We start from the raw sequence: 26,914 nt of genomic DNA, 5'->3' as shown, positions 1-26,914 counted from the left end.
CTGCGACGGTAGCCCAAGACTGGTCGAGCCGGCCCGGCGAGGTGCCGGGCCGGCTCGACCACGATGTACTGCGTCAGGTCACGGCGAGCTCGGGGACTCCACGACGATCGTGCCGTCGATGATGTCCTGGCGGAGCTGGTCGATCTCGTCCTTGAGCTCCTGAGGAACCTGCGACTCGAAGTCGTGGTACGGCGCGATGTCCACGCCACCGTTCTCGAGCGTGCCCACGTAGGGCTCGTTGGAGAACTCGTCCTCGGAGGCTGCGGTGATGACGTCCTCGACGCCGGCACCGATCTCCTTGAGCACGGAGGTCAGGATCAGGTCTCCGCTGTCGGGGTTGGTCTCGAAGCCGTCGGCGTCGACCCAGATGACCGACACGCCGGTCGCGTCCTTGGCGGCGGCGAGCGTGCCGACGCCGACCGGGCCGGCGACGGGCATGATGATGTCCGCGCCCTGGTCGATGAAGGTCTGGCTCAGCTGCTGCCCCTGGGACTGGTCCTCGAAGCCGCCCGCGAACGAGCCGTCCTGGGTCTCCTTGTTCCAGCCGAGCGTCTTGACGTCGGTGCCGTGCGTCTCGTTGTAGTTCGCGACGCCGTCGACGAAGCCGTCCATGAAGATCGTCACGGACGGGACCTCGAGGCCGCCGTAGGTCGCGACGGTGCCGGTCTTGCTCATGCCCGCGGCGAGGTAGCCCGCGAGGAACGAGGCCTGGGCGGTGTCGAAGCTGATGGGCTTGACGTTGTCGAGCTCGATCGGGTTGCCGTCAGCGTCCTGCGCCGTCGAGTCGACGATCGCGAAGTCGACGTCCGGGTTGGCCTGGGCGGCGTCGCCCGTGGCCGTCGCGAGGAGGAAGCCGACCGTCACGATGACGTTGCAGCTCTCCGAGATCAGGTTGTCGATGTTCGGAGCGAAGTTCGACTCCTCCTTCGACTCGGCCGTGGCGGTCTGGATGCCCAGGTTCTCCTCGGCAGCCATGAGGCCGCTGAAGCCCGACTCGTTGAAGGACTTGTCGTCGAAGCCGCCCGCGTCGGACACCATGCACGCCTTGAAGCTCGACTTCGAGCCCCCGGCCGTGCCCGAGTCGCCGCCCTCCTCGGGTGCGCTCCCACATGCAGCCAGCGCCAGCGCGGCGACGGCCGCGAGCGCTGTCATCTGCGTTGCTCTCTTCACCTTGAGCTCCTGTCGATCTCGTCGATGGCCCCCGGGAGAAAACCGGGACCTGCCCGCGCGTCGTTGCACGGGTAGGTCACGGGGTCCGTCGGCCTGTATGGATCGAACACTAGCCACGTCCGGGGACGTCGGACGTTACTTGCGGGTAACGCGGACGCTTCGTTATGGAAGCGTCATCTGACGTCTCAGCCGTGACCGCTACCGTTCCAGCGATCGGACACTTGGTTGCACAGGGCAACAGTTCGCGGGTCCAGCCCAGGCAGGCTCGTCAGCCCAGCGCGACGCGCGCGAGCAGGCGGACGCCCGCCCCGATCGCGGTCTCGTCGACCCGCAGGTCCCCTTGATGGATGTCGTACGACCGACCGCCCGGAGTCCGGGTACCCAGCCGAGCCATCGCACCGGGCACCTTGGTCAGGTACCAGGCGAAGTCCTCGCCGCCGAGCGACTGCTCCGTGAGCAGCACCGAGGCCGGCCCCAGCACGTCGCGCGCCGCGGCCTCGAGCGAGGCCGTGCAGTCCTCGGCGTTCTCGACCGGCGGCACCCCGCGGGTGTGGTTGACCGTGACCTCGACCTCGTAGGGCGCGACGACCTGCTCGACCGCGTCGTGCAGCACCTGCCCCGCGAACTCCCACGCACGCACGTCGAGGCAGCGCAGCGTCCCACGGACCGTCCCGGTGCTCGGGATCGCGTTGTGCGCCGACCCGGCGTGCACCGCGCCCCACGTCAGGTTGACCCCTGAGCGCGGGTCGAGACGCCGTCCGAGCACCGCGGGGACCTGCGTGATGACCTGCCCGAGCGCGTACACCACGTCGCCCGTCAGGTGCGGGCGAGACGTGTGACCGCCCGGCGAGGTGATGGTCACGGAGACCTCGTCGGACGCCGAGGTGATGGGACCGATGCGCGTCCCGATCTGCCCCGCGTCGACCTTGGGGTCGCAGTGGACCGCGTAGATCTCCTCGATCCCGTCGAGCCCACCCGCCGCGATCACGTCGAGCGAGCCGCCGGGCTGGACCTCCTCCGCGGGCTGGAAGACGAGCCGGACCGGACGGGACAGCTCGCCTCTCTCGGCGAGCGCGGCCAGGACGAGCCCGGCGCCCAGCACGACCGTGGCGTGCACGTCGTGCCCGCACGCGTGCGCCACCCCCGGGGTCGTCGAGGCCCAGGGAAGCTCGCACCGGTCCTGGACCGGGAGCGCGTCGATGTCGGCGCGCAGCGCGACCCGCCCGGCCGCACCGCCGTCGGGCCCGTCGGCGCCGCCGATGTCGCACACGAGGCCGGTGCCGGGCAGGAGCCTGGGCTCGAGACCCGCCGCGCGCAGCCGGTCGGCGATCAGTGCCGTGGTGCGGGTCTCGGCGCGCGAGACCTCGGGGTGGGCGTGGATGTCACGCCGGATCGCGACGAGCTCGTCCGCGAAGGCCGCCGCCAGGTCGACGACCGTGTCACCGAGCGCCGTGCGCACCGGCACGTGCGCCGACGCAGGAGACCTGGCCCCCGTCCGGGCGCGGTCCGACGGGGTGCTGCTCTCGGTGCTCTCCTCAGGACTGCTCACCAGCCGAGACTATCCCCGGCCCCGTCGACGCGGGCGCTCGTGCCACGCACCGGGACGGCGCGAGACCTGCGGGCGTGAGCGGCGCCGTCGGGCCGTTGCCCTGCCCGACGGCGTCGCGCGCCACGGGCCTCCGCGGCGCCCCCGCGCGTCGCGCTAGAGGAGCTCGTCCAGACCGCGTTCGCGCACGAGGTCGACCATGGCCTTGACCTGCTGCGCGCGGGCACGCGTGGTGACCAGGAGCGCGTCGGGCGTGTCGACGACCACGACGTCGTCGAGCCCGAGGATCGTCACGACGCGGTCGCTCGCCGGGACGACGACCGACCCGGCGCTCTCGCGGCGCACGACGCGGTCGGTGTCGCCGAGCACCTTGGAGCCCGACTCGTCGGCCGAGGGCAGCAGCACGGCCAGCGAGTTGAAGTCGCCGATGTCGTCCCACCCGAAGTTCCCCGGGACGACCGCGACCCCGCCCACGGCCGCGACCGGCTCGGCGACCGCATGGTCGATCGCGATCTTCTCCAGCCCGGGCCAGACCTCCGCCAGGACCCGGTCACGGTCCGGCGTGTCCCACGCCGCGGCCACGGTGCGCAGCCCGTCGTGCAGCTCGGGGCGCTGGTCCGCGAGATGCCCGAGCAGCACCGACGTGCGCGTGATGAACATGCCCGCGTTCCAGCGGTACTCCCCCGACCGGACGTAGCGCTGGGCCGTCACCGCGTCCGGCTTCTCCGTGAACCCCTGCGCGTGCAGCGCCGTGGGCGCACCGGCCAGGTCCAGGGAGGCGCCGCTGCGGACGTAGCCGAAGGCCGTCGACGGGCGCGACGCCGCGATCCCGACCGTGACGACGTGGCCCGCCCGGGCCGCTTCGACACCCTCGCGGACCGCCTGCTCGAACGCGGCCTGCCCCGTGATGACCTGGTCCGCCGCGAACGAGCCGATCACCACGTCGCCGTGGCGGTGCTCGAGCACCGCCGCGGCCAGCCCGATCGCCGCCATCGAGTCGCGGGGCGAGGGCTCGGCGAGCACGGCGTCGTCGCGCAGGCCCGGGAGCTGGGTGCGCGCCGAGGCGACGTGCTGACGACCGGTCACGAGGACGATGCCGTCCTGGCCGGCGAGGGGCGCGAGCCGGTCGACCGTGGCCTGCAGCAGCGACCGCCCGGCACCCGTCAGGTCGAGCAGGAACTTCGGGTTGCCACGGCGCGAGAGCGGCCAGAGCCGCGTCCCCGCACCCCCTGCGGGGATCACGGCGTAGAAGCCGGGGATCACCGGGGTCGCCGGGGCGGACCCGTCCGGCGACGAGTCAGGGCTGGGCGCAGGAACGGGGAGCGTCGACATCCTCGAAGCATAATGACCGCCGCGTGGCCGTGGGCCCGCGAACGCCCGGAGGACGCCCCGTGGATGGGGGTCCACGAGGCCCCGGGAACAGTGTGGAATGGGTCACAAACAGGGGTGCCCGGGCCGCTGGGAACGTGCCACGGTCCGCACCACGATGCCGGTATCACTATGGTGGAACCCCAGAGACGGATATCGGCGGACTCCGGCGAGCCCTGGATCTGCCGCTCCCACCGACTCGCCAGAGCCTCGGCGCGGAGCGGTCGTGAACGGCCACCGGCGGACGACGTCGTCCAGCTCGATATCTCACCCCTGAACTCGCCACAGGAGGCCCCTAAGTGCCCAGTGCACCTGCTGGCACGCTGTACCGCGGCCGTGAAGGCATGTGGTCGTGGGTCGCGCATCGCGTGACCGGCGTGCTCATCTTCTTCTTCCTCCTCGTGCACGTGCTGGACACAGCGCTTGTACGAGTCTCGCCCGAGGCGTACGACGCCGTGATCGGCACCTACAAGACCGTGATCATGGGACTCGGAGAGGCCGGCCTCGTGGCCGCCATCGTGTTCCACGCCTTCAACGGTGTCCGGATCATCCTCGTCGACTTCTGGGCCAAGGGGCCCAAGTACCAGCGCACCATGCTCTGGGTCGTCGTCGGCCTGTTCGCGGTGACGATGGCGGGCTTCCTGCCCCGCCACCTCATGAACGTCTTCGGAGGTGGGCACTGATGAGCACCACGAGCACCAGCTCTCCCCTCGCGGCCCCCCGCGACCCGTACAAGCGGCAGAAGTCCACGCGCTCGAACTACGAGCTGTACAGCTGGATCTTCATGCGAGCCTCGGGCGTCGTGCTGATCGTCCTGATCTTCGCGCACCTGTTCGTCAACCTCATGGTCGGCGAAGGCGTCCACGCGATCGACTTCGGCTTCGTCGCCGGCAAGTGGGCCTCACCGTTCTGGCAGATCTGGGACCTGCTGATGCTGTGGCTCGCGATGCTCCACGGGACCAACGGCGTACGCACGATCATCAACGACTACGCGCAGCGCGACGGCACGCGCCTCGTGCTCAAGCTCGCGCTGTACCTCGCGTTCGTGGTCGTCACCGTGCTCGGCACCCTCGTGATCTTCACGTTCGACCCGTGCCCGCCGAACGCCCTGGACTACCAGCTCCCGTCGTTCTGCACCGCCTGACGGACTCGCCCGGCGGCGTTCCCCCAGCCGTCGCCTGACGCCCCGTCCCCCCTTCCCACTCGTCACAGGAGGCATCGACACCGATGCAAACCCATCAGTACGACGTCGTCATCGTCGGAGCAGGCGGCGCCGGCATGCGCGCGGCACTGGAGTCGTCCGGCAAGGTCCGCACGGCGGTCATCTCGAAGCTCTACCCCACCCGGTCCCACACCGGCGCGGCGCAGGGCGGCATGTGCGCCGCCCTCGCGAACGTCGAGGAGGACAACTGGGAGTGGCACACGTTCGACACGGTCAAGGGTGGCGACTACCTCGTCGACCAGGACGCCGCGGAGATCATGGCCAAGGAGGCCATCGACGCGGTCCTCGACCTCGAGCGCATGGGTCTGCCGTTCAACCGCACGCCCGAGGGCAGGATCGACCAGCGCCGCTTCGGCGGGCACACGCGCAACCACGGCGAGGCCGCGGTCCGCCGCTCGTGCTACGCCGCGGACCGTACGGGTCACATGATCCTCCAGACGCTCTACCAGAACTGCGTCAAGCAGAACGTCGAGTTCTTCAACGAGTTCTACGTCCTGGACCTCATCACCGACCACGACCTCGCGGCCGAGGACGTGCCCGACGGCGAGCAGGTCAACGCGACGGGCGTCGTCGCCTACGACCTCGCCACGGGCGAGATCCACGTCTTCCAGGCCAAGGCGATCATCTTCGCCACAGGCGGCGCGGGCAAGATCTTCAAGACGACGTCGAACGCGCACACCCTCACCGGTGACGGCATGGCGCTCGCCTACCGCCGCGGCCTGCCGCTCGAGGACATGGAGTTCTTCCAGTTCCACCCGACAGGCCTCGCGGGGCTCGGCATCCTCCTGTCGGAGGCTGCCCGCGGCGAGGGCGGCATCCTGCGCAACGGCGAGGGAGAGCGCTTCATGGAGCGCTACGCCCCCACCATCAAGGACCTCGCGCCGCGTGACATCGTCGCCCGCTCGATGGCGAACGAGGTCCGCGAGGGGCGCGGCGCCGGGCCGAACAAGGACTACGTCCTGCTCGACCTCACCCACCTCGAGCCCGCGCACATCGACGCCAAGCTGCCGGACATCACGGAGTTCGCGCGCACCTACCTCGGCATCGAGCCCTACACCGAGCCGGTCCCGGTGTACCCCACGGCGCACTACGCCATGGGCGGCATCCCGACCAACGTCGGCGGCGAGGTGCTGCGCGACGGCCACAACGTCGTCCGCGGGCTCTACGCGGCCGGCGAGGTCGCGTGCGTCTCGGTCCACGGGTCCAACCGCCTGGGCACCAACTCGCTCCTCGACATCAACGTGTTCGGCAAGCGCGCCGGCCGCGAGGCCGCGAAGTACGCCGCGACCGCCGAGTACCGCGAGCTCCCCGAGAACCCCGCGGCCGCGGTGATCGCGCAGCTCGACGAGATGCGCAACCGCCCCGACGGCGAGCGTGTGGCCGACGTCCGCAAGGCTCTCCAGGAGACCATGGACGCCAACGCCCAGGTGTTCCGCACGGGCGAGTCGCTCGACCAGGCGCTCTCGGACATCCGCACCCTCCAGGACCGCTACCGCAACGTCTCGGTCCAGGACAAGGGGCGCCTGTTCAACACGGACCTCCTCGAGGCCATCGAGCTGGGCTTCCTGCTCGACATCGCCGAGGTCACGGTCATCGCCGCGATCAACCGCAAGGAGTCGCGCGGCGGTCACTACCGTGAGGACTACCCGGACCGCGACGACGCCAACTACATGCTCCACACGATGGCCTACCGTCGCCCCACCTCCGCCGGCGACACCGCCGACGGTCACGTCGACGGCTACTTCGACCACGTCGAGGAGTTCGATTCCTACAAGATCGTGCTGGGTTCCAAGCCCGTCACCCAGACCCGGTACGAGCCCATGGAGCGTAAGTACTGATGACTGCCACACTCGAAGCCCCCGCCGGTTCTGAGAAGACCGAGGTCGGCGCCGTGCCCTCCTTCGAGGTCACGATCAAGCTCCGCCGCTACAACCCCGAGTCCGAGCACGGGGACGACGCGTACTGGGAGGAGTACACGGTCCTGGCCCACGGCACGGACCGCGTGCTCGATGCCCTGCACAAGATCAAGTGGGAGCACGACGGCTCGCTGACCTTCCGTCGCTCGTGCGCGCACGGGATCTGCGGCTCGGACGCGATGCGGATCAACGGCCGCAACCGCCTGGCCTGCAAGACGCTGCTCAAGGACGTCAACCCGGACAAGCCGATCACCGTCGAGCCCATCAAGGGTCTGCCGGTCATCAAGGACCTGGTCGTCGACATGGAGCCGTTCTTCGCCTCCTACCGTGAGATCATGCCGTTCCTCATCACCTCGGGGAACGAGCCCAGCAAGGAGCGCCTGCAGTCGGCCGAGCAGCGCGAGCGGTTCGACGACACGACCAAGTGCATCCTGTGCGCCGCGTGCACCTCGTCGTGCCCCGTGTTCTGGACCGACGGGCAGTACTTCGGCCCCGCGGCGATCGTCAACGCGCACCGCTTCATCTTCGACTCGCGTGACGAGGGAGCGACGCAGCGTCTGGAGATCCTCAACGACAAGGAGGGTGTGTGGCGCTGCCGCACGACCTTCAACTGCACCGAGGCGTGCCCTCGTGGCATCGAGGTCACCAAGGCGATCCAGGAGGTCAAGCGCGCGATGATCACCCGCGCGTTCTGACCCCCTTCCCGCACTGCCCGACGGCGGTCCCCGGCCTCGGCCGGTGGGCCGCCGTCGGCGTCTCGTGGCTCAGATCTTGACGGACACCCTGGGCTCGCGGCCCCGGCGGACACCGCGCACCACGGGGCTCCAGGGGTAGCCGTACCCGGCGCCTCGGCGGACGCGGGCCTCGAGCCGTGCGTCCTGCTCCGCCTCGGCCTGCTCGCGCAGCTCGTCCGCGGTCGGCTGCGCGGGCGGGTCCGCGATCCACGCCGCGACGATGAGCAGGATCCGGGTGACGAAGTTCGCCAGCAGGAGGATCGTCACGAACGTCGCGAACGAGCCCAGCAACGCGTTGCGCGACGAGCTCCCGACGATGATGCTCGTCCCGAGGTAGCGCAGCACGCCGAAGGCCGTGGCGGCCACCACGGCGCCGATGTACAGGTCCTTGCGTGGTGGCTGTACGCCCGCGACGAAGCGGATGATGAGCAGCACCACGATCGCGTCGAAGACGAGCCCGACGAGGAGGCCGACCACCGGCACCATGACTCCCGCCAGGACACCGTCGCCGAAGATCGTCGCCCCGAGGGTCTGGACGACGACGGTCGCGGCCGCGGAGATCACCACGCTGATCCCGAGCACGGCGAACCCGCCCAGCTCCCGCAGCTTGGACAGCACCGGGTTCTGACCGACGTTCGTGAGCGAGAACATCGCTCGGGTCGAGGTGCGCAGGGCCGCCATGAAGGAGATCGCGCTGAAGAGCAGCACGAACACCGCGATGATGCTCGACAGGTCGAAGCCACGCTCGAGGATCAGCTGGTCGGGCGAGATGATCCCGCCGCTGCCGTCCCCGGTGTCGATGAGCCCCGGGATCGCCTTGTCGATCTGCGCGAAGATCTCGTCGCGCAGCTCCTCCCGGTTGCCCAGGAAGGCCATGAAGGCCGTGTAGAAGATCGTCAGCCCGGCGAACAGGGAGAACAGCGCCGAGTAGGCCATGCCACCGCACAGGAGCGCCCCGCGCTGGACCCCGTACTGCGCGAGCGCACGAGCCGGTCGGGTCGTCTTCCACCAGGCCTGGATCGCCCTGGCGCGGCCGGTCAGGCGGGCGAGCAGGGTGTCGTGCGTGTCAGGGGCGTCGGGGGCGTCCGGGCCCCTGCCGCCGGGCATGGAGCCGGTCGCGGTGCGGGGCGTGCGGACGTGCGACGTGCTGGTCTTCTGTGCGTCGGAGGAGGGGCCGTCACGGCCCGGACGTGCGGTCCCGGCCCTGCGGACGGGCGCCGGGGTGGTTGCCTGGGTCATCGCCCGAGCCTAGAAGAGGACGGCCCGGCTCACCCGTCCGACGACGCGGTGAGCTCGAACCTGCGGGCCGGTCGCCACACACCGTCGTCGCCGTGCTCGTAGAGGTGGATACCCGTGACGTCGAACGCCGCTTCGAACCCCGCCATCTCGTCGAACGCGAGGTCCAGCGCCTCGTCGTCGACCTCGTGAGCGACGGTGACGTGCGGGTGGTAGTTGAAGCGCAGCTCCTGGTCGAGGATGCCCGTCCGTACCGCCCCCTCGAGCCCCTCGCACTCCGCGATGCCCTGCGCCACGATCACGAACACCACGGGCGAGACGGGACGGAACGTCCCCGACCCCCGCAGGATGACCCGGAAGGGGGCCGCCTGCGCAGCGACCCCTTCCAGGTGCGCGTACACCTCGCCGAGGTCGGACTCGTCCACGACGGTCGGCCCGAGCAGCGTGATGTGCGGAGGGATGTCTCCCGCGAACGGGTCGCCGAACGCAGCCCGCGCCTCCTGGAGCGCGGTGCCGTAGGGCTCGGGGATCTCGATCGCGATACCGATCCGCACCTGGTGCGGACCCCGCTCCGGGAGGTTCATCAGCGCGTCCGACGAGCGGGCAGCAGACCGACCCGGTCGTAGATCCGGTCGAGGGTGTCCTGGGCCAGGCCACGAGCGCGCTCGGCGCCGCGTGCCAGGACCGCGTCGAGCTCTGCCGGGTCCGACAGGTACTCGTTCGCCCGCGCCTGGAACGGGGTCAGGAAGTCGACCACGACCTCGGCCAGGTCCACCTTGAGGTGCCCGTAGCCCTTGCCGTCGTAGTCCGCCGCGATCTCGTCCACGGGCCGCGACGTGAGCGCGGAGAAGATCGTCAGGAGGTTCGAGACGCCGGGCTTGGCCACCGGGTCGTAGCGGATCTCGTTCCCCGAGTCCGTCGCTGCGGACTTCACGCGCTTGGCAGCGACCTTGGGGTCCTCGAGGAGCCAGATGACCCCCTTGCCTCCCGAGGAGGACTTGCTCATCTTGGCCGTGGGTTCCTGCAGGTCGTAGATCTTCGCGACGGCCTTGACGATGTGCGGCTCGGGGACGACCGCGGTGTCCTCGCCGAAGCGCGAGTTCAGGCGCTCGGCGAGGTTGCGGGCGAGCTCCAGGTGCTGGCGCTGGTCCTCGCCGACGGGCACGAGCGCCGCGTCGTACAGCAGGATGTCGGCGGCCATGAGCACCGGGTAGGTGAAGAGTCCGACCGTGGTGCCGTCGGTCCCCTGCTTGGCGGACTTGTCCTTGAACTGGGTCATGCGGCCGGCCTCGCCGAAGCCCGTCTGGCACGAGAGCACCCAGGCGAGCTCCGCGTGCTCCGGGACGTGCGACTGCACGAACAGCGTCGACCCCTCGGGATCCACGCCACCAGCCAGGTACTGGGCCGCGGTGCGACGCGTGCGCTCCCGCAGCTTCTCCGGCTCCGGGTTGACCGTCAGGGCGTGCATGTCGACGACGCAGTAGATCGCGTCGTACGACTCCTGCAGGGCCACCCACTGGCTCAGAGCCCCGATGTAGTTGCCCAGCTGGAGCGAATCTTCCGTGGGCTGCATCCCCGAGAAGATGCGTGGACGCCGTACACCGGGAACCTCGTTGACCATTGCCCCATTCTGACAGGTCACCGTGCCATGGCCGAATCCGGTGCCACCGTCCGGGCCGGACGGTCCGGACTCAGGTGGCTTCGTCGTCGAACGGTGCATGTCGCTCGGGCACGGGCACCTCGGTGGCACGGCCTCCGGTGGGCGGCGGCGGGGGTGGGACGGGGCCACCAGCACGCGGACGCGCCGACGTACCGAGCACGTCGTCGTCGAGCAGCGCCTCGCGGACGATGCGTCGGGGATCGTACTGGCGCGGGTCCAGCTTGGACCAGTCCACGTCACCGACCTGGTCGCCGAGCTCGTCGTCGACCCGCTCCTTGGCGTCCTTCAGGAAGCCGCGAGCCGTGCGGACGAACGCACCGAGCTGTTCGGCGTACCGGGGCAGCCTCTCCGGACCGATGACGATCACGGCGACCACCAGAATGATCCCGAATTCCCAGCCGTTGATTCCGAACACGCGGTCAGACTACTCGCTCGTGGCTTCGTCGAGCACGACACGGACGTCGCGCTCCTCGTCCCCCGTGCGCACACGCAACGTCACGGTGTCTCCGGGCGCCTTGGCCCGGATCGCCACGATGAGCTCGTCGCTCAGGCTCACGGGCCGTCCGTCGATCGACAGGATCACGTCACCGGCCTGGATCCCTGCCACGGCGGCAGGGCCGTCCGCCGTCACGGGGGCCTGCCCGCCCTGCGGCTCGGTCGTGACCTGGACGCCCTCGCCCTGGTAGCGCGAGTCGAGCAGGACACCGATCACCGGGTACGTGGCCGTACCGCTCGCCATGAGCTCCTGCGCGGTGCGCCGGGCCTGGTTCGAGGGGATCGCGAAGCCGAGCCCGATGCTCCCCGTCGCCCCACCCGTACCGGGCGGCTGCGCGATCGCCGAGTTCACCCCGACGACCTCCCCCGCACCGTTGACGAGCGGCCCTCCCGAGTTGCCGGGGTTGATCGCGGCATCCGTCTGGATGGCGTCGATGAACGCCGTCTCCGCCGAGTCGCCCGCCGCGACCGGCCGGTGCAGCGCGCTCACGATCCCCGTCGTGACGGTGCCGTTGAGCCCGAGCGGTGCACCGATCGCGACCACGGGGTCCCCGACGACGACCGCGTCGCTGTCCCCCAGCACGAGAGGCGTCAGTCCCGTCTCGTCGACCTTCACGACCGCGAGGTCGTAGTCGGCGGTACGTCCGACGATCTCGGCCGGTCGCTCGCTGCCGTCGGCGAAGAGCACCGTGACCTCACCACCGGACGCTCCACCCGCGACGACGTGGTTGTTCGTGAGGATGAAGCCGTCCTCACGGATCACGAAGCCCGACCCGGTCGAGACACCGTCCGCCCCCACGACCTGGAGCGAGACCACGCTCGGCAGGACGCTCGCCGCGACGGCCGCGACCGAACCCGCGGGGCGTTCCTCACCGGGCGCCGTGCCCGCGGCGGGGAGCGAGACGTCCACGGGCCGACGGTCCGAGCCGTCCACGATCCTGTCCGCAGCGACCCCTCCGACCGCTCCGGCGACCAGGGCGAGGGCCGCGATGCCGGCGACGGTCCCCACGCCGAAACGGCGCCGTCGCGACGGGGTCCGCGGCGCCTGGTGCTCTCCCCAGGGCTCGACGGGGAGCGATGGCTGCCCGCCCTGCGACTGCTGCGCAGCGTGGCCTGGCTGCTGGGGGTGCGGTTCCGGCGGGTACGACCCGGGCCGGGCGACCTGGTACGAGGGCGGCGGCGGTACCGGTGACTGCGGGCCGCCGGGAGCCCCGTGGGCCCCGTAGCCCGCGAGACCAGGGCGTGCGGGCGGCAGCGGGCCGAGCGGCGCACCGTACGGCCGAGTGTCGTGCTGCCCGGGCGCAGGGACAGGAGGCACGGTGGCGCTCCGCTCGACCGGTGCCGTCGGTGCGCCAGGGGCCGGCCGGTACGACGACGGTGGCGCGAACGGGTTCCTGGGCTCCTGCGGCTCCGCGGGTCCGGGCGGTGAGTCGTGTGCGGTCATGGGGTGCCCAAGGCTCCTGTCATGGTCGTCCATCCCCGGGATATGCGGGCCGGGACCCCCGCGTCGAAGTCGTGCGCCGGGAACGTCGCCACGAACGCGGCGAGGACCTCCTTGCGAGCCTCGGCCACCACGTCGATCACCGTGTCCCCAGCCTGCCACACGACGTGCCACGGCTCGTCGGACAGCACGTAGACGGCGCGCCCGTCGAACCCCTCGGACCGCGTCAGCGACGTGGTGTCCAACCGACCCACCTGCTCACGCACCACGACCGTCCCCTCGGGCCCCGCGAGATCGACCTGCAGGACGTCCCTGTCGTCGCCGACGAGGTGGACGCCCGTCACGTCGAACCCGTCGAGGATCCCCGAGGGGCTCGTCCAGCCGTGGTCGGCCATCCACGCGAGCGCCGCGGAGTCGGTCAGGTCCATCGAGTCGGTGGAGGCTGCGCCCGAGGCGCTTGTCCCCGACCCGCCGACCACGGGACGCACCGGGACCAGACCGGGGTCGGCGGCGTCCTGCGCGCTGTCGCCGGCCTGCGCGAGGAGCGTCAGCGGGGCCGCGACGTGCCGGTCGGGCACCACGACCGGGCGGTCGCCGAGCGTGAACAGCGCGACCGCGAGGACCGCGAGCCCGCTCGACGCCGCGACGAGCGTCCGACGCGAGCGCCGTCGTCGGGCGTGCGCCACGAAGTCCCCCGTGAGGGCGCCCCGGAGCGCACCGACCTCGGGCGACGCGGCCCACGGGTCGCGCGCGGGCGGTCCCTGTCGCAGGGGGTCCCCCTGCGCTGCCGGGATCTCCGACGAGAGCGCCAGCAGGCGCGAGGTCAGGTCCGTGGTGGGCAGCACGTCGCGCGCGCACGACAACCGCTTGCGCACCGCGCGCGCCACCGCGAGCTCCGCGGCGCACTGGTCGCAGCCCGCGACGTGCGTCAGCGCTCGCTCGCGCGTGGCCGGTGAGAGCTGGTCGTCGGCAAGGGCGCTGACGAGGGTCCCGAGGTGCGTCATGGTCCCCCCGGTGCCGTGTGCGCCGCGAGCACGGCGAGCTCGTCGACGGCCGAGTCCACCGAGGGCACGGGACCAGCACCGCTCCCGGGGCGCTCGGACGGGTCGCGATGAGGCAGCGCCGCGCGGAGCTGGGTGCGGGCACGGTGGATGCGCGAGCGTACCGTGCCCAGCTTGATCCCGAGCGTGACCGCGATCTCCTCGTAGCTCAGCCCCTCGATGTCGCACAGCACGACCGCCGCCCGGTACTCCGGGGACAGGGCGTCGAGAGCCCGCTGCACGTCGTGGTCCAGGTGGGTGTGCTCGTACCCGCGCTCCGGGTGGGTCATCTCGCCCGTGGCCGGGTACTGCGCCGAGTCGTCACCCATCGCCTCCATGCGGATGCGCTGCTTGCGCCGCACCTGATCGAGGAACAGGTTGGTCGTGATGCGGTGGAGCCAACCCTCGAACGTCCCGGGCGTGTAGCTCGACAACGAACGGAACACCCGGATGAACGTCTCCTGGGTCAGGTCCTCGGCGTCGTGCTGGTTCCCCGTCAGGCGGTACGCCAGCCTGTACACGCGCGCGGAGTGCTCCCGCACGATCTGGTCCCACGAGGGGGGCGTCCAGGGCTGGGCACTCACGTCACTGCTCACACGGTCCATTGTCCCCTCTCAACGTCGCGGGACCCGCATCCGTTCCCGCTCGCACGGGGACGTCGACACGACGTGCACGAAACCTCCCCGCGAACGCGCTCCAGCCAGCGCTTCGAGGCCCGTCGACCGGTACGATCGCATCACCTGCACCGCGCACGGCCGCCGCACCACGCCAGTCCGTCCGGGTCACCGGAGACACGCGGTGCCCAAGACCAGGAGGGCCCTATCACCACCGACATCGGCCGGACCAACGCCAAGGCGTCGAGCTGGACCTACTGCGAGGAGTTCGTGCCGGAGGACGACGTCCTCCTGCGCGCTCGTGAGCGCGCCGCCGAGCTGGGTTGCCCCGCCGTCCTGCCCGGCGTGGGCGCCGTCCTCCAGGCCCTCGCCGCAGCCCTCGCCGCCCGCGCCGTCGTCGAGATCGGCACGGGCACGGGGGTCGCCTCCCTCTGGCTGCTCCGGGGGATGCCCGAGGACGGTGTCCTGACCACGATCGACGTCGAGGTCGAGCACCAGCGGGCCGCCAAGGACGCGTTCGCCGAGGCCGGGATCCGCGCGACGCGCACCCGGACCATCCCCGGTCGGGCGAGCGACGTGCTGCCCCGGCTCACCGACGGCGCCTACGACCTCGTGCTCGTCGGGGCCGACCGGCACAGCTACCCCGAGTACGTCGAGCAGGCGCTGCGGCTCCTGCGACCGGGCGGGATCGTGGCCGTCGACGGTGCGCTCGTGGGTGACCGCGTCGCTGACCCGGCGCGTCGCGACGAGGTCACGGCCATCGTCCGCGAGGTCGGCCGCTCCCTGCGGGCCGACGAGCGGGTCCTGCCTGCCCTGATCCCCAGCGGCGACGGGCTCCTGCTGGGCGTCCGGCGGTAGCCGCGCACACGTCCGGCGGTAGCCACGCACACGTCCGGCGGTAGCCACGCACACGAGGAGGGCCTCCCACCGGGAACGGTGAGAGGCCCTCCTCGGCATGTCGGGGTCAGTCGAGGTCGCGCAGGAACTGCAGCAGGAGGCGCGCCCCGTAGCCGGTCGCACCTTCCGTGACCTCGTGACGCGACGCCGTGGCGCGCGCCGGTCCGGCGATGTCGAGGTGGACCCACGGCAGGCCGTCCGTGAACTCGCGCAGGAACAGTGCGGCGGTGATCGCCCCACCACCCCGCGCCTCGAGCGGCACGTGGCGCAGGTCCGCGACGTCCGAGCGCAGCGCGCTCGTGTAGTCCTCCACGAGCGGCATGTGCCAGACCCTCTCCCCCGTGACCGCTGCCGCCGCCTCGAAGCCGCTCACGAGCCCTGGGTTCGTGGCGAACAGGGCCGCGTGCCCCCGCCCGAGGCCGACGCCGGCCGCACCCGTGAGGGTCGCGACGTCGACCAGCAGGTCCGGTGCGAGCGTGGCGACCGCGTACCCGAGAGCGTCGGCGAGCACCAGGCGCCCCTCGGCGTCCGTGTTCGCGATCTCGACGGTCGTGCCCGAGTAGGTCCGCAGGACGTCGCCCGGGCGGTAGGAGTCGGCGCCGACGTGGTTCTCGGCGAGGGGCAGGACGGCCGTGACCTTGTGCCGCACGCCGGACTCCGCCGCCCCGAGCACGGCGGCCAGGGCCACGGCGGCCCCCGCCATGTCCGTCTTCATGGGCACCATGGCCTCACGGGGCTTGATCGAGAGCCCGCCCGTGTCGTACGTGATGCCCTTGCCGACGAGCACGACGTGGCGCTCGGCTGCCTCGGGCTCGTACGTGACGGTCACGAGGCGGGGTGGGCTGGCCGACGCGGCACCGACGGCCAGGAGGGCACCGAAGCCCTGGGCCGCGAGCTCCTTGGGGCCGAGCACCTCGACGGTCAGGCCGGCGGCTCCGGCCAGGGCCGAGGCCTGCTCGGCGACCCACTCGGGGTCCTTGACGTTGGAGGGCGTGTTGGCCAGGTCTCGCACGAGCCACGTCGCGGTGGCCGCGACACGGGCGGCCTCGAGCTGCGTCTCGTGGCTCTCGCCCAGCAGCACGAGCTGCTCGGCCTGGGAGTCCTGCACGGGCCCCTCGCCCGACCGCGCCGCGGCCGGGCGGCCGAAGCGTGGGATGCGGTAGGCCGCGAGGAGGTAGCCCTCGACGAAGGCCCGCACGCCTGCCTCGGTCGCGTCGGCGGTCGCGGCACTGACGACACGTTCGAGGCCGCGGGTGGCCCCGGCGAGCGCGGCGCCGGCCCGACGCAGCTCGACGTCCGTGCCGCTGCCGATCCCGAGCAGCACGATCGTGGACGGCAGCCCGGCCCACGGCAGGCGGTACGTGGAGCCCGTGTGGGTGCGCGGCAGGTCAACGGTGGCGACCTGCCCTGCCACGCCGCGGAAGGACGTGCCGCCGGAGCGGTCCGCGAGCTCGGCCAGGTCGATGCCGTAGCGCGCGGTCGCGTCCACGGTCCCGGCACGCGGCTGCAGGCCGTCCTCCTCCTCGAGCGGAGGAGCGACGGCCACCACGAGCGCGGCGACCGCGTCGTCGGTGAGGAACGGACAGTCCAGGACCGTGCCCGGCTCCTCGACGACCTCGGGGAGGTGTCGAGGAGCACCGCCGACGGGCGGGAGATCCGGGACTGGCTGGGCTGCCTGGGCTGCGCGCGCGGTCAAGGCGTCTCAGCCCACGACGGCCTGGAGAGCCTCGCCCAGCTCGCTGGCCTCAGTCGCGTTGAGCTCCACCACGAGTCGACCGCCACCCTCGAGCGGGACGCGCATGACGATGCCGCGACCTTCCTTGGTGACCTCGAGCGGGCCATCCCCCGTACGCGGCTTCATCGCAGCCATTGTGGGCTCTCCATTCCGTAGTCCAGTACTGCTGTGGTCGACGTCCCGGCAGGTCGGTGGCACGTCTCCGCGCCGACCGTCCAGAGGACGTCCAGGTACCATTCTAGTTCACCGATACGACACGCCGTGGCCGCATATGCCCAGATCGTGACCTGGGCCGTGCGGGACGCACCAGGACGCGGCAGGACGAGCCCGCCCTCGACTGCCTGGGCACCCGGGTTCGCTAGGGCGGCCAACCGCTCGGTGGTGTGAGCCGCCACAACGCCCAGACCCACCAGACCTGACCGGCCACCCCGGCGGCCAGGCACCCCCAGAACCACCATCGTGACCGGGTCCACCCGAGCGTGACGGCCCCGAGGGGGAACGCGAGCAGCAGGAACCTCACGATGCTCGTCCAGGGCTCGATCACGGCGACCAGGTATCCCAGGTAGGCGAGCGGCCAGGCCTGGAGCTCCGGGCCCAGCCGCCGCGCGACCGGGCTCAGCCCGAGAGCCGCCACCACCGCCAGGACGGCCGCCAGGACCCACGGCCCGGCGCCGCCGAACAGCGCGTGCGAGACGTCGAGCCAGGGGACGAACGGCACCACGGGACCGGTCCCCCGCCATGCACCCTGCGTCAGGAAGTACGCGTCCGAGCGCCCCGTCGCGATCCCGCAGACGAGCTGCCAGAGCAGCCCGCTGAGCACGGAGACGACGAGCAGGGCGGCGATCCGCACGGCATCCGGCCACGGGAAGGGCGACCGGTCACGGGCCCTGGTGCGCGCGGTGCCGGTGGGCGCAGCGCCAGCGGGAGCTCCGGTGCCGGTGGGGGCAGTACCCGCCAGGTGCGCACGCCGCCACTCCCGGTACCGCACGACGGCGTGCCACGCCACGACGAGCGCGAGCGGCAGCGCGACCGCACGCGTGAACCCGAGGAGCACGATCACGACCCCGGCCCACTCGTAGCGTCGCGACCAGAGCAGGTACAGGGCCGCGGCGACCAGCAGCAGCGCGAGCGCCTCGGTGTAGGCGACCTGGAGGACGACCGAGGACGGGAAGGCGCTCACGAGCGCGACCGTCGCGAGCGGCAGGCCGGGTCGTCGCGCGACCGCCCGGTGCCCGGCCCGCTCGACGAGGCGGTGGATGACGAGCATGGCCCCGGCACCGCAGAGCAGGGAGATCGCAGGCGCCACGACGTCCCAGCCGAGCCCCGTGACCTGCTGGACCGCGCGCACCAGGAACGGGAACAGGGGGTAGAAGGCCCAGACGTTCTGCTGCACGGCCCCGTCGGGCCCCACGGGCAGCTCGGCGGGGTAGCCGTTCTCGGCGATCTGCTGGTACCACGAGGCGTCCCACATCCGCCCCGTCCACGCGCTGTACGACGGCGCGGCCTCGGTCCAGAGGTTGGCCTCCTGCCAGCGCGAGACGACCAGGAGGATCACGGTGGTCACGAGCCGCGCCGCGACGTAGACCGCGAGGACGCGGCACCACCAGGGCCATCGCCCGGGGGCAAGCACCATGGGCAGGTGCCGAGGACCGGAGGTCGCTGACGGAACGGGTGCGTCCGTGCCGCTCGCGCCGCTCGTGCCGCCCGTGGCCACGTCCCGGTTCACGCCAGACCGCGCAGCGCGCGTGCCGGCGGTGCGTCACCGCGGATCGCCGCGACCGTCTCCAGGACGCGACGGGTCGCGGCGACGTCGTGCGCACGGAACACGCGGGCGCCGAGCCACGCGGCGACCGCGGTCGCCGCGAGCGTCCCCTCGAGCCGCTCGTCGGCGGGCAGGTCGAGCGTCTCGCCCACGAAGTCCTTGCGCGAGAGCGCCATGAGCAGCGGGTACCCGAGGCCCGCGAGCGCCTGCGTCCTGCGCACGAGGTGGAGTGAGTGCCAGGTGTTCTTGCCGAAGTCGTGCGTCGGGTCGACGAGGACGGACGCGGGCGGGACGCCGCACGCGACCGCACGCGCTGCGGCGGCCGTCAGTGTCGCCACGACGTCCTGCACGACGGCGTCGCGAGGGTCGTGCGGCCGGGTCGCCCCGTCCTGCTCCGCGGGCGGGAACGCGACGCGGAACGGGTCGGTCCGCGGCACGGCCCCGCCCGTGTGCGAGCACACGACGCCCACGCCGAGCTCGCCGGCGACCTCGACCAGGGCCGGGTCGTGCCCCGCCCAGGTGTCGTTGATCAGGTCGGCCCCGGCCAGGGCCGCCTCGCGGGCGACCTCGGCCCGCCAGGTGTCGACGCTCACGAGCAGGTCGGGGAACTCCGCACGCACCCGTTCGACGAACGGGACGACACGTCGGATCTCCTCGGCCGGGGTGACCTCGGGCCCCGTGCCGGCACGCACTCCTCCGACGTCGACGATCGCGGCCCCCTCGGACCACGCCCGCCCGACGGCCTCGAGCGCGGCGCCGTCGTCGAGCTGGCGTGCCGGGGCGTAGAACGAGTCGGTCGTGCGGTTGACGATCGCCATGACCACGGGACGCCCGGGGCGCCCGGGAGCCGATTCGTCGACACCGACCTCCCGCCCCCGCAGGACGAGCGGCGCGCTCTGCGGCGGGACCCCGGGCGCACCGGCTCGCTCCTCCGGGCGGCGTGCGTGCGTCACCGGTCGCCGGACGCCCGCTGCTGGGCGGCCGCGGCCTCCTCGACGGACTCCCGTTCCTCGGCGCGGAGCTCCGCGCCGCGTTCGCACACGTACTCGACGGCCTCTGCCGGGTCGTCGCACAGGTACAGCAGGTCGAGGTCGTGCGCGCTGATCATGCCGCGTCCCGCGACGGTCGTCCGTGCCCAGTCGAGCAGGCCCTGCCAGTACTCGGTGTCCACGAGCGCGATGGGGAACTCGGTGACCTTGTGCGTCTGGACCAGGGTCAGCGCCTCGAAGAGCTCGTCGAACGTGCCGAACCCGCCCGGCAGGACGACGAAGCCCTGCGCGTACTTCACGAACATCGTCTTGCGGGCGAAGAAGTACCGGAAGTTCACGCCGAGGTTGACGTACCTGTTCATGCCTTGCTCGAACGGCAGCTCGATGCCGAGGCCGATCGACAGGCCTCCTGCCTCGTTGGCGCCCTTGTTCGCGGCCTCCATGATCCCCGGGCCGCCACCCGTGATGACCGCGAGGTCACGCTCGGCGAGGAGACGGCCGACCTGCTCTGCCACGGCGTAGTCCGGGTGGTCGGGACTCGTGCGAGCCGACCCGAAGACCGACACGGCCGGGCCGACCTCGGCAAGGGCTCCGAAGCCCTCGACGAACTCGCTCTGGATCCTCATGACCCGCCACGGGTCGCTGTGCACCCAGTCCGCACTGCCCGCGGTGTCGAGCAAGCGCTGGTCGGTCGTCTGCCGGGGGATCTGCTCGCCCCGCAGCAGCACCGGTCCCTTGCGGTACCCGGTGCCTGCCTGGGGAACTCCGTCGTCGCTCATGCCATCGAGCCTAAGCCGTCCTGGCACCCGCGACGGGGACGATCAGCGGGTGAGCCACGCACGCAGCGCGTCGTGGCACAGCGCGAGGTGACCGACCGGGCAGCGCTCGTCGTCCTTGTGCGCGAGCACCGGGTCGCCGGGGCCGAAGTTCACGGCCGGGATCCCCATCTCGGCGAAGCGGGCGACGTCGGTCCAGCCGTACTTGGGGGCGGGCGCCCCACCCGTGAGCTCGAGCACCGTGGCAGCGAAGTCGGCGGCGAGCGGGTCGTCGAGCCCCGGCCGCGCACCAGGAGCGGCATCGGTGACGACCACCTCGAAACCGGAGAAGAGGTCGCGGACGTGCGCCTCGGCGTCGGGCAGCGAGCGTGAGGGTGCGAAACGGTAGTTGACCGTGACCACGCACTCGTCCGGGATGACGTTCCCCGCGATGCCGCCACGGATGCCGACCGCGTTCATGCCCTCGCGGTAGACGAGCCCCTCGACCTCGATCGACGCGGGCTCGTAGGCCGCGAGGCGGTCGAGCACGACCGACGCCGAGTGGATCGCGTTGGACCCCATCCACGCGCGCGCCGAGTGCGCCGTGATCCCGGGGACCCTGACCTCGACCCGCAGCGTGCCGTTGCAGCCTCCCTCGATGCCCGCGGCCGTGGGCTCGCCGAGGATCGCGAAGTCACCCTGCAGGAGCTCGGGGTGGTTGCGCGCGAGGCGACCCAGGCCGTTGAGGTCGGCGGCGACCTCCTCGAGGTCGTAGAAGACCCAGGTGACGTCCTGGGTGGGGGCCGTGAGCGAGGCCGCGAGCGCGAGCTGGATCGCGACACCACCCAGCATGTCGACCGTCCCGCGCCCCCAGATCTCGGCCTGGGCGCCCTCGCCGACCAGGCGGGTGGGCAGGTTCGGCGGGTCGGTGAGCGGCACGGTGTCGATGTGTCCCGCGATGACCACGCGGCGCGAGCGCCCGAGGTGCGTGCGGGCGACGATCGCGTTGCCGTCGCGCACGACGTCGAGGTGCGCGAGCGGTCGCAGCGCGGTCTCGATCGCGTCGGCCAGGGCCTTCTCGTCGCCGCTCACGGACGGCACGTCGCACACCGCGCGGAAGAGCGCGACGAGGTCGCCGTCGAGGTCGAGCTGGATCGCCGGGGCCGAGGGCACTGACGGCACAGGTGGCGCAGTCTGGCCCGTGGTCTGGTCTGCGGTCTGGTCGGGAGTCTCGTCGCTGGTCACACGCAGACCCTACCCGGACGGTTCACCGTCCGGCCGGGAGCGACGGATAGGGTGAAGGCATGACTTCAGCGACTCCCACCGGCGCCGCACCCGGCCCCCGCACCGCCTGGGCCTTCGGCCTCGCCACCGTGACCGACGAGGGCACCGTCCTCGACGTCTGGTACCCGTCCCCCGCGCTCGGGCAGGCCCCGGCGGACGAGACCGCACCTGCCTCTCTCGACGCCCTCGCGGAGCGCGACGACGCGCGCCGCGTGGACGTCGTGGTCGTGCGCACCGAGATCGACCTCGACGCGGCCCCCGTTGGCGCGGCGGACGCCTACCTGCGCCTGCACCTCCTCTCGCACCGCCTCGTCACCCCGCACGGCCTCAACCTGGACGGCGTCTTCGGGGCGCTGACCAACGTCGTGTGGACCAACCACGGACCGTGCGCGGTCGAGGGCTTCGAGGAGACCCGCCTGCGCCTGCGCGCCGCGACGGGCCAGCCGGTCCAGGTCCTCGGCGTCGACAAGTTCCCCCGCATGGTCGACTACGTCGTCCCCTCGGGCGTCCGCATCGCCGACGCCGACCGGGTCCGCCTCGGCGCGCACCTCGCCGCGGGCACGACCGTCATGCACGAGGGCTTCGTCAACTTCAACGCCGGGACGCTCGGCACCTCGATGGTCGAGGGCCGCATCTCGGCCGGAGTCGTCGTCGGCGACGGGTCCGACATCGGCGGCGGCGCGTCCATCATGGGCACCCTGTCCGGCGGCGGCCGCGAGGTCATCTCGATCGGCCAGCGCTCGCTGCTCGGCGCCAACGCCGGGCTCGGCATCCCGCTCGGGGACGACTGCGTCGTCGAGTCCGGCCTCTACGTGACCGCCGGGACCAAGGTGACGCTCGTCGGCCGCAGCGGCCCCGACGGCGCCCCGGTCGTCGTCAAGGCGCGCGAGCTCTCGGGACAGGCCAACCTGCTCTTCCGTCGCAACTCGCTCACGGGCGGGGTCGAGGCGGTCTCGCGCACGGGCGTCGGGATCGAGCTCAACGCCGCGCTGCACGCCAACTGACGTGTCCGCCACCAGGGGTTCCTCCGGTCCGCAGGGCACCACGCCCCTCTTCGGACCGGAGGGCCCGGGGCCGCGCACACCACGCGTCCGAGGGCGACGACGCCCGCTCCGTCTCGCCGTCACGGTCGTCGCCGTGCTCGCGGTCGCCACGACGGGGGTCGTCCTGGCCCTCAACCGGCTCGACGACCACAGCCCGGTCGCCGAACGGTGCGCCGCCACGGCAGACGGGCAGGCCTGGCACCTGTCCCCCGCACAGTCCGACAACGCCGCACTCATCGCCGTGACGACCGTGCGGCGCGGGATGCCCGCACGCGCCGCCACGATCGGCCTCGCGACCGCCCTGCAGGAGTCGAGACTGCTCAACATCGACTACGGCGACCGTGACTCGATCGGCCTGTTCCAGCAGCGCCCCTCGCAGGGCTGGGGCACGATCGAGCAGATCATGGACCCGGTGTACTCGACGACGGCGTTCTACGACGGGCTCGACAAGGTCGACGGCTACACCGAGCTGCCCGTCACCGTGGCGGCCCAGGCCGTGCAGCGATCAGGGTTCCCCGACGCGTACGCCCAGCACGAGTCCCGTTCCCGTGCCTGGGCCTCGGCCCTCACGGGCAACTCCCAGGGCACGCTGACGTGCGACCTGGCCCCCGTCGACCCCGCGACGCTCGTGAGCACCGAGGAGTCGGTCTCCGGTCTCGGGGCGCGGGTGCAGCGTGATCTCGGCGACCTGCCGGTCATCGCCGACGGAGCAGCGGTCACGGTCGACGCCCTGCCCCTCGCGGGGAACCCTCCAGAGGCGGACCGGGCCGGGTGGGCCGTCGCACAGTGGGCCGTGGCGAGCGCCGACGCGACCGACGTCGTGCAGGTCGACGTCGGAGACCGGACGTGGTCCCGCGAGTCACCCGAGTGGGCCGCCGCCGAGGCCACCGACGGTTCGCCGCACCCCGGCCCGGGCCAGGTCCGGATCACGGTCGCGACGACCGACGCGCCCTGACCCGACCGCACAGCGTCCTCGTCGAGGACCGGCCGCACGAGCCGAGAGACGCCGACTGTGCCCCGCACCGTGAGGTGCGAGGCGCCGTCGGGCGGATGGGTGGTGAGGTCAGCGACCGTCGACCGGCACGTACGGGCGCTCGGTCGCCCCCGTGTACACCTGGCGCGGGCGCCCGATCTTGGTCTGCGGGTCCTTCATCATCTCGCGCCACTGCGCGATCCAGCCGGGCATGCGGCCCAGCGCGAACAACGGCGTGAACATGGCCGGCGAGAAGCCCATGGCCTTGTAGATCAGGCCCGTGTAGAAGTCGACGTTCGGGTAGAGCTTGCGCTCGATGAAGTAGTCGTCGTTGAGCGCGATCTCCTCGAGACGCAGCGCGATGTCGAGCAGCTCGTCCTTCTTGCCGAGGGTCGAGAGGACCGCGTCGGCCTTGGCCTTGACGATCGCGGCGCGCGGGTCGTAGTTCTTGTAGACCCGGTGCCCGAAGCCCATGAGCCGGACGCCGTCCTCCTTGTCCTTGACCTTCCTCATGAAGGTGTCGACGTCGAAGTCGCTGTGCTGGATCTTGTCCAGCATCGACAGGACGGCCTCGTTCGCGCCACCGTGCAGCGGGCCCGAGAGGGCGTTGACCCCGGCCGCGACCGAGGCGTAGAGGTTCGCGTGGCTCGAACCCACGACGCGGACGGTCGAGGTCGAGCAGTTCTGCTCGTGGTCCGCGTGCAGGATGAGGAGCTTGTCGAGCGCGTCGACCACGGTCGGGTCGGACTCGTACTTCTCGTAGGGCGTCGCGAAGGTCATGCGCAGGAAGTCGTCGACGTAGCCGCGCGAGTAGTCCGGGTACAGCAGCGGCTCACCCACGGCCCGACGGTGCAGGTAGGACGTGATGGTCCGCGTCTTGGCCAGGAGCAGGACCGTCGCGAGCTCGACCGTGTCGTCGTCGAACGGGTCGAGCGAGTCGGGGTAGAACGTCGACAGCGCGTTGATCGCCGAGGAGAGCACGGCCATGGGGTGCGCGTTGCGGGGGAACGTCCCCATGAACGTGCGGAAGTCCTCGTGCACCAGGGTGTGGCGGTTGACGCGCTCGACGAACGCGTCGAGCGTGGGAGCGTCGGGGAGCTCGCCGTGGATCAGGAGGTAGGCGACCTCGAGGAACGTCGACTTCTCGGCGAGCTGGTCGATCGGGTAGCCGCGGTAGCGCAGGATGCCCGCGTCGCCGTCGATGTACGTGATCTCCGACTCGCACGAGGCGGTGTTCATGAACCCGGGGTCCACGGTGACGAGCCCGGTCGACTTCAGCAACGAGGAGACGACGATGCCGTCGTTGCCCTCGGACGCTGCGACCACGGGCAGGTCCTGGCTCGTTTCGTTCACGACGAGCCGGACGGTCGCCTGCTGGGTGGTGGTCATGTCTTCCTTCCTTGCGCGCTGCCGTACCCCCTGCGGGTGGCTGCACGTGTCTTTCGTGGTGTCGCTGCGAGATCGTCACCAGTTCGGCCAGGTACGGGACGGCCGAGAACGTCGGACAGCATTGGCCTGGGTCGACGGTACTCGCTTCACCCACACGTGACCAATCTGGAACGGTCACAAAACCGTCACGCGGGTGTGATGCGAGTCACAGGCGAGAACGTGCAGGGATTGCACCAACAATCTCTCCGTAGCCACGGGGTCGCCGTGCATCGCCGTGCGACGAGCGCACGGTCGCCGCAACGGTCGCGGTGCCGCTACCGGCCGGAGAGCCGGGCCGCAGCCTCGTGCACCCGCTCGTCGCTCGCGGTGAGAGCGACCCGCACGTGCCCCGCGGCCGCCGGGCCGTAGAACGCCCCCGGGCCCACGAGGATCCCGAGGTCGGCGAGGTCCCCCACGACCGACCAGCAGTCCCCCTGCTCGTCCACCGCGCCCGCGGGGCGCGACCACAGGTAGAGCCCGGCCTGGGAGCCGTCGACCTGCAGCCCGACCTCACCGAGCGCGGGCAGCAGCACGTCCCGACGACGCCGGTAGACCTCGCGCTGCGCCGCGACGTGCGCGTCGTCCGTCAGAGCCGCGACCATGGCCGCCTGGACCGGCGCGGGCACGATCAAGCCCAGGTGCTTGCGCGTCGTCAGCAGGTCCGCGACGACCGCCGGGTCGCCCGCGACGAACGCGGCCCGGTACCCCGCGAGGTTCGACTGCTTCGACAACGAGTACGCCGCGAGCAGGCCGTGCGGCGATCCCCCGCTCACACGCGGGTCGAGGATGCTCGGCACCCCCTGGCTCGCGAACGGCTCCTCCCACGCGAGCTCGGCGTAGCACTCGTCGCTCACGACGAGCGCCCCGATCTCGCGGGCCGCCGCGACGATCCGCGCGAGCTCCGCGACCCCCAGGACCTCGCCCGTCGGGTTCCCGGGCGAGTTGACCCAGACGAGCCGCACGTCGCTGCGCCCGGCCCAGTCCTCGACCCGGTCCGTCGCGAGCGGGGTCGCCCCGGCGAGGCGCGCGCCGACGTCGTACGTCGGGTAGGCCGTGGCCGGGTGCACGACGACGTCCCCCGGCCCCAGCCTCAGCAGCGAGGGCAGCAGTCCGACGAGCTCCTTGGAGCCCACCGTCGGCAGGACGGCCTCCGGGTCGAGCCCCGGCACACCGCGACGGCGGTCGAACCAGCCGACGACGGCCTCGCGCAGCGCAGGGGTCCCGTGCGTCGTCGGGTAGCCGTGGGCGTCACCGGCTGCTGCGAGCGCGTCACGGACGACGGCAGGGGTCGGGTCGACCGGCGTGCCGATCGACAGGTCGACGATGCCCCGCGGGTGTGCGCGCGCACGCTCGGCGAACGGTGTAAGCGAGTCCCACGGGTAGGCGAGGCCACCCAGGTCGGCGAATCCCATGCTCCGCGGCCCGCGCTCAGGCCTGCGGGCCCAGGGCCGCGATCATCGGGTCGTCCTTGTCGATCATGCCCATCTTCGCCGCACCACCCGGCGATCCCAGATCATCGAAGAACTCCACGTTCGCCCGGTAGTAGTCACTCCACTCCGACGGCACGTCGTCCTCGTAGTAGATCGCCTCCACCGGACACACCGGC

Annotated in this window: 25 protein-coding genes and 1 pseudogene; 7 read left to right on the top strand and 19 right to left on the bottom strand. The window is 71.8% G+C overall.

Translation table 11 applies throughout. The features are described from left to right. Positions 1-78: 78 nt before the first annotated feature. The 3 genes from IE95_RS0109960 to IE95_RS0109950 form a co-directional block, all read right to left on the bottom strand. Complete coding sequence (locus IE95_RS0109960; protein ID WP_030151480.1) at positions 79-1,170, bottom strand: BMP family lipoprotein; 1,092 nt, start codon at positions 1,168-1,170, stop codon at positions 79-81. 268 nt (positions 1,171-1,438) lie between these two features. Next, on the bottom strand, positions 1,439-2,629 hold the full coding sequence (locus IE95_RS0109955; protein ID WP_030151479.1) for an amidohydrolase: 1,191 nt from the start codon (positions 2,627-2,629) through the stop codon (positions 1,439-1,441). 243 nt (positions 2,630-2,872) lie between these two features. Then, the gene (locus IE95_RS0109950) at positions 2,873-4,048 is read right to left on the bottom strand and encodes a mannose-1-phosphate guanylyltransferase (protein WP_051702974.1); all 1,176 of its coding nucleotides are present in this window, start codon (positions 4,046-4,048) and stop codon (positions 2,873-2,875) included. 335 nt (positions 4,049-4,383) lie between these two features. On the opposite strand from IE95_RS0109950, the gene sdhC reads away from it, so the two are divergent. The 4 genes from sdhC to IE95_RS0109930 all read left to right on the top strand — a co-directional run bounded on the left by sdhC (position 4,384) and on the right by IE95_RS0109930 (position 7,917). Next, positions 4,384-4,767: a succinate dehydrogenase, cytochrome b556 subunit gene (gene sdhC / locus IE95_RS0109945; protein WP_082608862.1), complete on the top strand. Its 384-nt coding sequence runs from the start codon at positions 4,384-4,386 to the stop codon at positions 4,765-4,767. Further along, a complete protein-coding gene (gene sdhD, locus IE95_RS0109940) occupies positions 4,767-5,228 on the top strand; it encodes a succinate dehydrogenase, hydrophobic membrane anchor protein (RefSeq protein ID WP_030151476.1) in 462 nt (153 codons plus the stop codon). The genes sdhC and sdhD overlap by 1 nt, the downstream gene beginning before the upstream one ends. A gap of 83 nt (positions 5,229-5,311) precedes the next feature. Further along, positions 5,312-7,144, top strand: a complete 1,833-nt coding sequence (gene sdhA / locus IE95_RS0109935) for a succinate dehydrogenase flavoprotein subunit (protein WP_030151475.1) — start codon at positions 5,312-5,314, stop codon at positions 7,142-7,144. Then, the gene (locus tag IE95_RS0109930; protein ID WP_030151474.1) at positions 7,144-7,917 is read left to right on the top strand and encodes a succinate dehydrogenase iron-sulfur subunit; all 774 of its coding nucleotides are present in this window, start codon (positions 7,144-7,146) and stop codon (positions 7,915-7,917) included. Before sdhA ends, IE95_RS0109930 begins: the two co-directional genes overlap by 1 nt. A gap of 69 nt (positions 7,918-7,986) precedes the next feature. Here IE95_RS0109930 and IE95_RS0109925 read toward each other — a convergent pair whose 3' ends face one another. From IE95_RS0109925 to sigE, 7 genes are all read right to left on the bottom strand, one after another. Beyond that, positions 7,987-9,195, bottom strand: a complete 1,209-nt coding sequence (locus IE95_RS0109925) for a YihY/virulence factor BrkB family protein (RefSeq protein WP_051702973.1) — start codon at positions 9,193-9,195, stop codon at positions 7,987-7,989. Between the two features lie 29 nt (positions 9,196-9,224). Further along, positions 9,225-9,776 (bottom strand): 2'-5' RNA ligase family protein, encoded by a 552-nt coding sequence (locus IE95_RS0109920; protein WP_030151472.1) that lies wholly within the window; start codon positions 9,774-9,776, stop codon positions 9,225-9,227. Then, complete coding sequence (gene trpS / locus IE95_RS0109915) at positions 9,776-10,813, bottom strand: tryptophan--tRNA ligase (protein ID WP_030151471.1); 1,038 nt, start codon at positions 10,811-10,813, stop codon at positions 9,776-9,778. The genes IE95_RS0109920 and trpS overlap by 1 nt, the downstream gene beginning before the upstream one ends. A gap of 70 nt (positions 10,814-10,883) precedes the next feature. Further along, the gene (locus tag IE95_RS0109910) at positions 10,884-11,267 is read right to left on the bottom strand and encodes a twin-arginine translocase TatA/TatE family subunit (protein WP_030151470.1); all 384 of its coding nucleotides are present in this window, start codon (positions 11,265-11,267) and stop codon (positions 10,884-10,886) included. 9 nt (positions 11,268-11,276) lie between these two features. Continuing rightward, positions 11,277-12,356: a S1C family serine protease gene (locus IE95_RS18875; RefSeq protein WP_240666163.1), complete on the bottom strand. Its 1,080-nt coding sequence runs from the start codon at positions 12,354-12,356 to the stop codon at positions 11,277-11,279. Positions 12,357-12,787: 431 nt separating this feature from the next. Continuing rightward, positions 12,788-13,792 (bottom strand): zf-HC2 domain-containing protein, encoded by a 1,005-nt coding sequence (locus IE95_RS0109900; protein ID WP_030151468.1) that lies wholly within the window; start codon positions 13,790-13,792, stop codon positions 12,788-12,790. Further along, positions 13,789-14,433, bottom strand: a complete 645-nt coding sequence (gene sigE / locus IE95_RS0109895) for an RNA polymerase sigma factor SigE (protein ID WP_051702971.1) — start codon at positions 14,431-14,433, stop codon at positions 13,789-13,791. Before sigE ends, IE95_RS0109900 begins: the two co-directional genes overlap by 4 nt. A 216-nt stretch (positions 14,434-14,649) precedes the next feature. Here sigE and IE95_RS0109890 point away from each other — a divergent pair, with 216 nt between their 5' ends. Then, positions 14,650-15,300, top strand: coding sequence for an O-methyltransferase (locus tag IE95_RS0109890; protein ID WP_420819383.1), 651 nt, complete (start codon positions 14,650-14,652; stop codon positions 15,298-15,300). A gap of 106 nt (positions 15,301-15,406) precedes the next feature. Here IE95_RS0109890 and IE95_RS0109885 read toward each other — a convergent pair whose 3' ends face one another. The 6 genes from IE95_RS0109885 to dapE form a co-directional block, all read right to left on the bottom strand. Continuing rightward, positions 15,407-17,035, bottom strand: a complete 1,629-nt coding sequence (locus tag IE95_RS0109885; protein ID WP_030151465.1) for a leucyl aminopeptidase family protein — start codon at positions 17,033-17,035, stop codon at positions 15,407-15,409. 6 nt (positions 17,036-17,041) lie between these two features. Then, positions 17,042-17,209 (bottom strand): DUF3117 domain-containing protein, encoded by a 168-nt coding sequence (locus IE95_RS20125; RefSeq protein ID WP_064506638.1) that lies wholly within the window; start codon positions 17,207-17,209, stop codon positions 17,042-17,044. 223 nt (positions 17,210-17,432) lie between these two features. Continuing rightward, positions 17,433-18,707, bottom strand: coding sequence for a hypothetical protein (locus tag IE95_RS0109875; RefSeq protein WP_240666165.1), 1,275 nt, complete (start codon positions 18,705-18,707; stop codon positions 17,433-17,435). Between the two features lie 89 nt (positions 18,708-18,796). Further along, a complete protein-coding gene (gene folP / locus IE95_RS0109870; protein ID WP_051703008.1) occupies positions 18,797-19,654 on the bottom strand; it encodes a dihydropteroate synthase in 858 nt (285 codons plus the stop codon). 131 nt (positions 19,655-19,785) lie between these two features. Continuing rightward, complete coding sequence (locus tag IE95_RS0109865; protein ID WP_030151462.1) at positions 19,786-20,604, bottom strand: LOG family protein; 819 nt, start codon at positions 20,602-20,604, stop codon at positions 19,786-19,788. Positions 20,605-20,646: 42 nt separating this feature from the next. Next, the gene (dapE, locus tag IE95_RS0109860; protein WP_420819384.1) at positions 20,647-21,735 is read right to left on the bottom strand and encodes a succinyl-diaminopimelate desuccinylase; all 1,089 of its coding nucleotides are present in this window, start codon (positions 21,733-21,735) and stop codon (positions 20,647-20,649) included. A 149-nt stretch (positions 21,736-21,884) separates the two neighbouring features. Between dapE and dapD the strand changes: the two genes are divergently transcribed. Both dapD and IE95_RS0109850 read left to right on the top strand, forming a co-directional pair. Beyond that, positions 21,885-22,868, top strand: a complete 984-nt coding sequence (gene dapD, locus IE95_RS0109855) for a 2,3,4,5-tetrahydropyridine-2,6-dicarboxylate N-succinyltransferase (protein ID WP_030151460.1) — start codon at positions 21,885-21,887, stop codon at positions 22,866-22,868. A 133-nt stretch (positions 22,869-23,001) separates the two neighbouring features. Next, complete coding sequence (locus tag IE95_RS0109850) at positions 23,002-23,862, top strand: hypothetical protein (protein ID WP_036571815.1); 861 nt, start codon at positions 23,002-23,004, stop codon at positions 23,860-23,862. A 108-nt stretch (positions 23,863-23,970) separates the two neighbouring features. Here IE95_RS0109850 and IE95_RS0109845 read toward each other — a convergent pair whose 3' ends face one another. The 3 genes and pseudogenes from IE95_RS0109845 to IE95_RS0109835 form a co-directional block, all read right to left on the bottom strand. Beyond that, on the bottom strand, positions 23,971-25,269 hold the full coding sequence (locus IE95_RS0109845) for a citrate synthase (protein ID WP_051702969.1): 1,299 nt from the start codon (positions 25,267-25,269) through the stop codon (positions 23,971-23,973). A 314-nt stretch (positions 25,270-25,583) separates the two neighbouring features. Continuing rightward, complete coding sequence (gene dapC / locus IE95_RS0109840) at positions 25,584-26,720, bottom strand: succinyldiaminopimelate transaminase (protein WP_030151457.1); 1,137 nt, start codon at positions 26,718-26,720, stop codon at positions 25,584-25,586. Positions 26,721-26,736: 16 nt separating this feature from the next. Continuing rightward, a pseudogene (locus IE95_RS0109835) lies at positions 26,737-26,914 on the bottom strand (ferredoxin); the annotation flags it as partial.

The sequence above is a fragment of the Oerskovia turbata genome, from assembly GCF_000718325.1.
Lineage (GTDB): Bacteria > Actinomycetota > Actinomycetes > Actinomycetales > Cellulomonadaceae > Oerskovia > Oerskovia turbata.
Note: the sequence above shows the minus strand (reverse complement) of the source record. Positions and strands in the feature narration are given on the sequence as shown.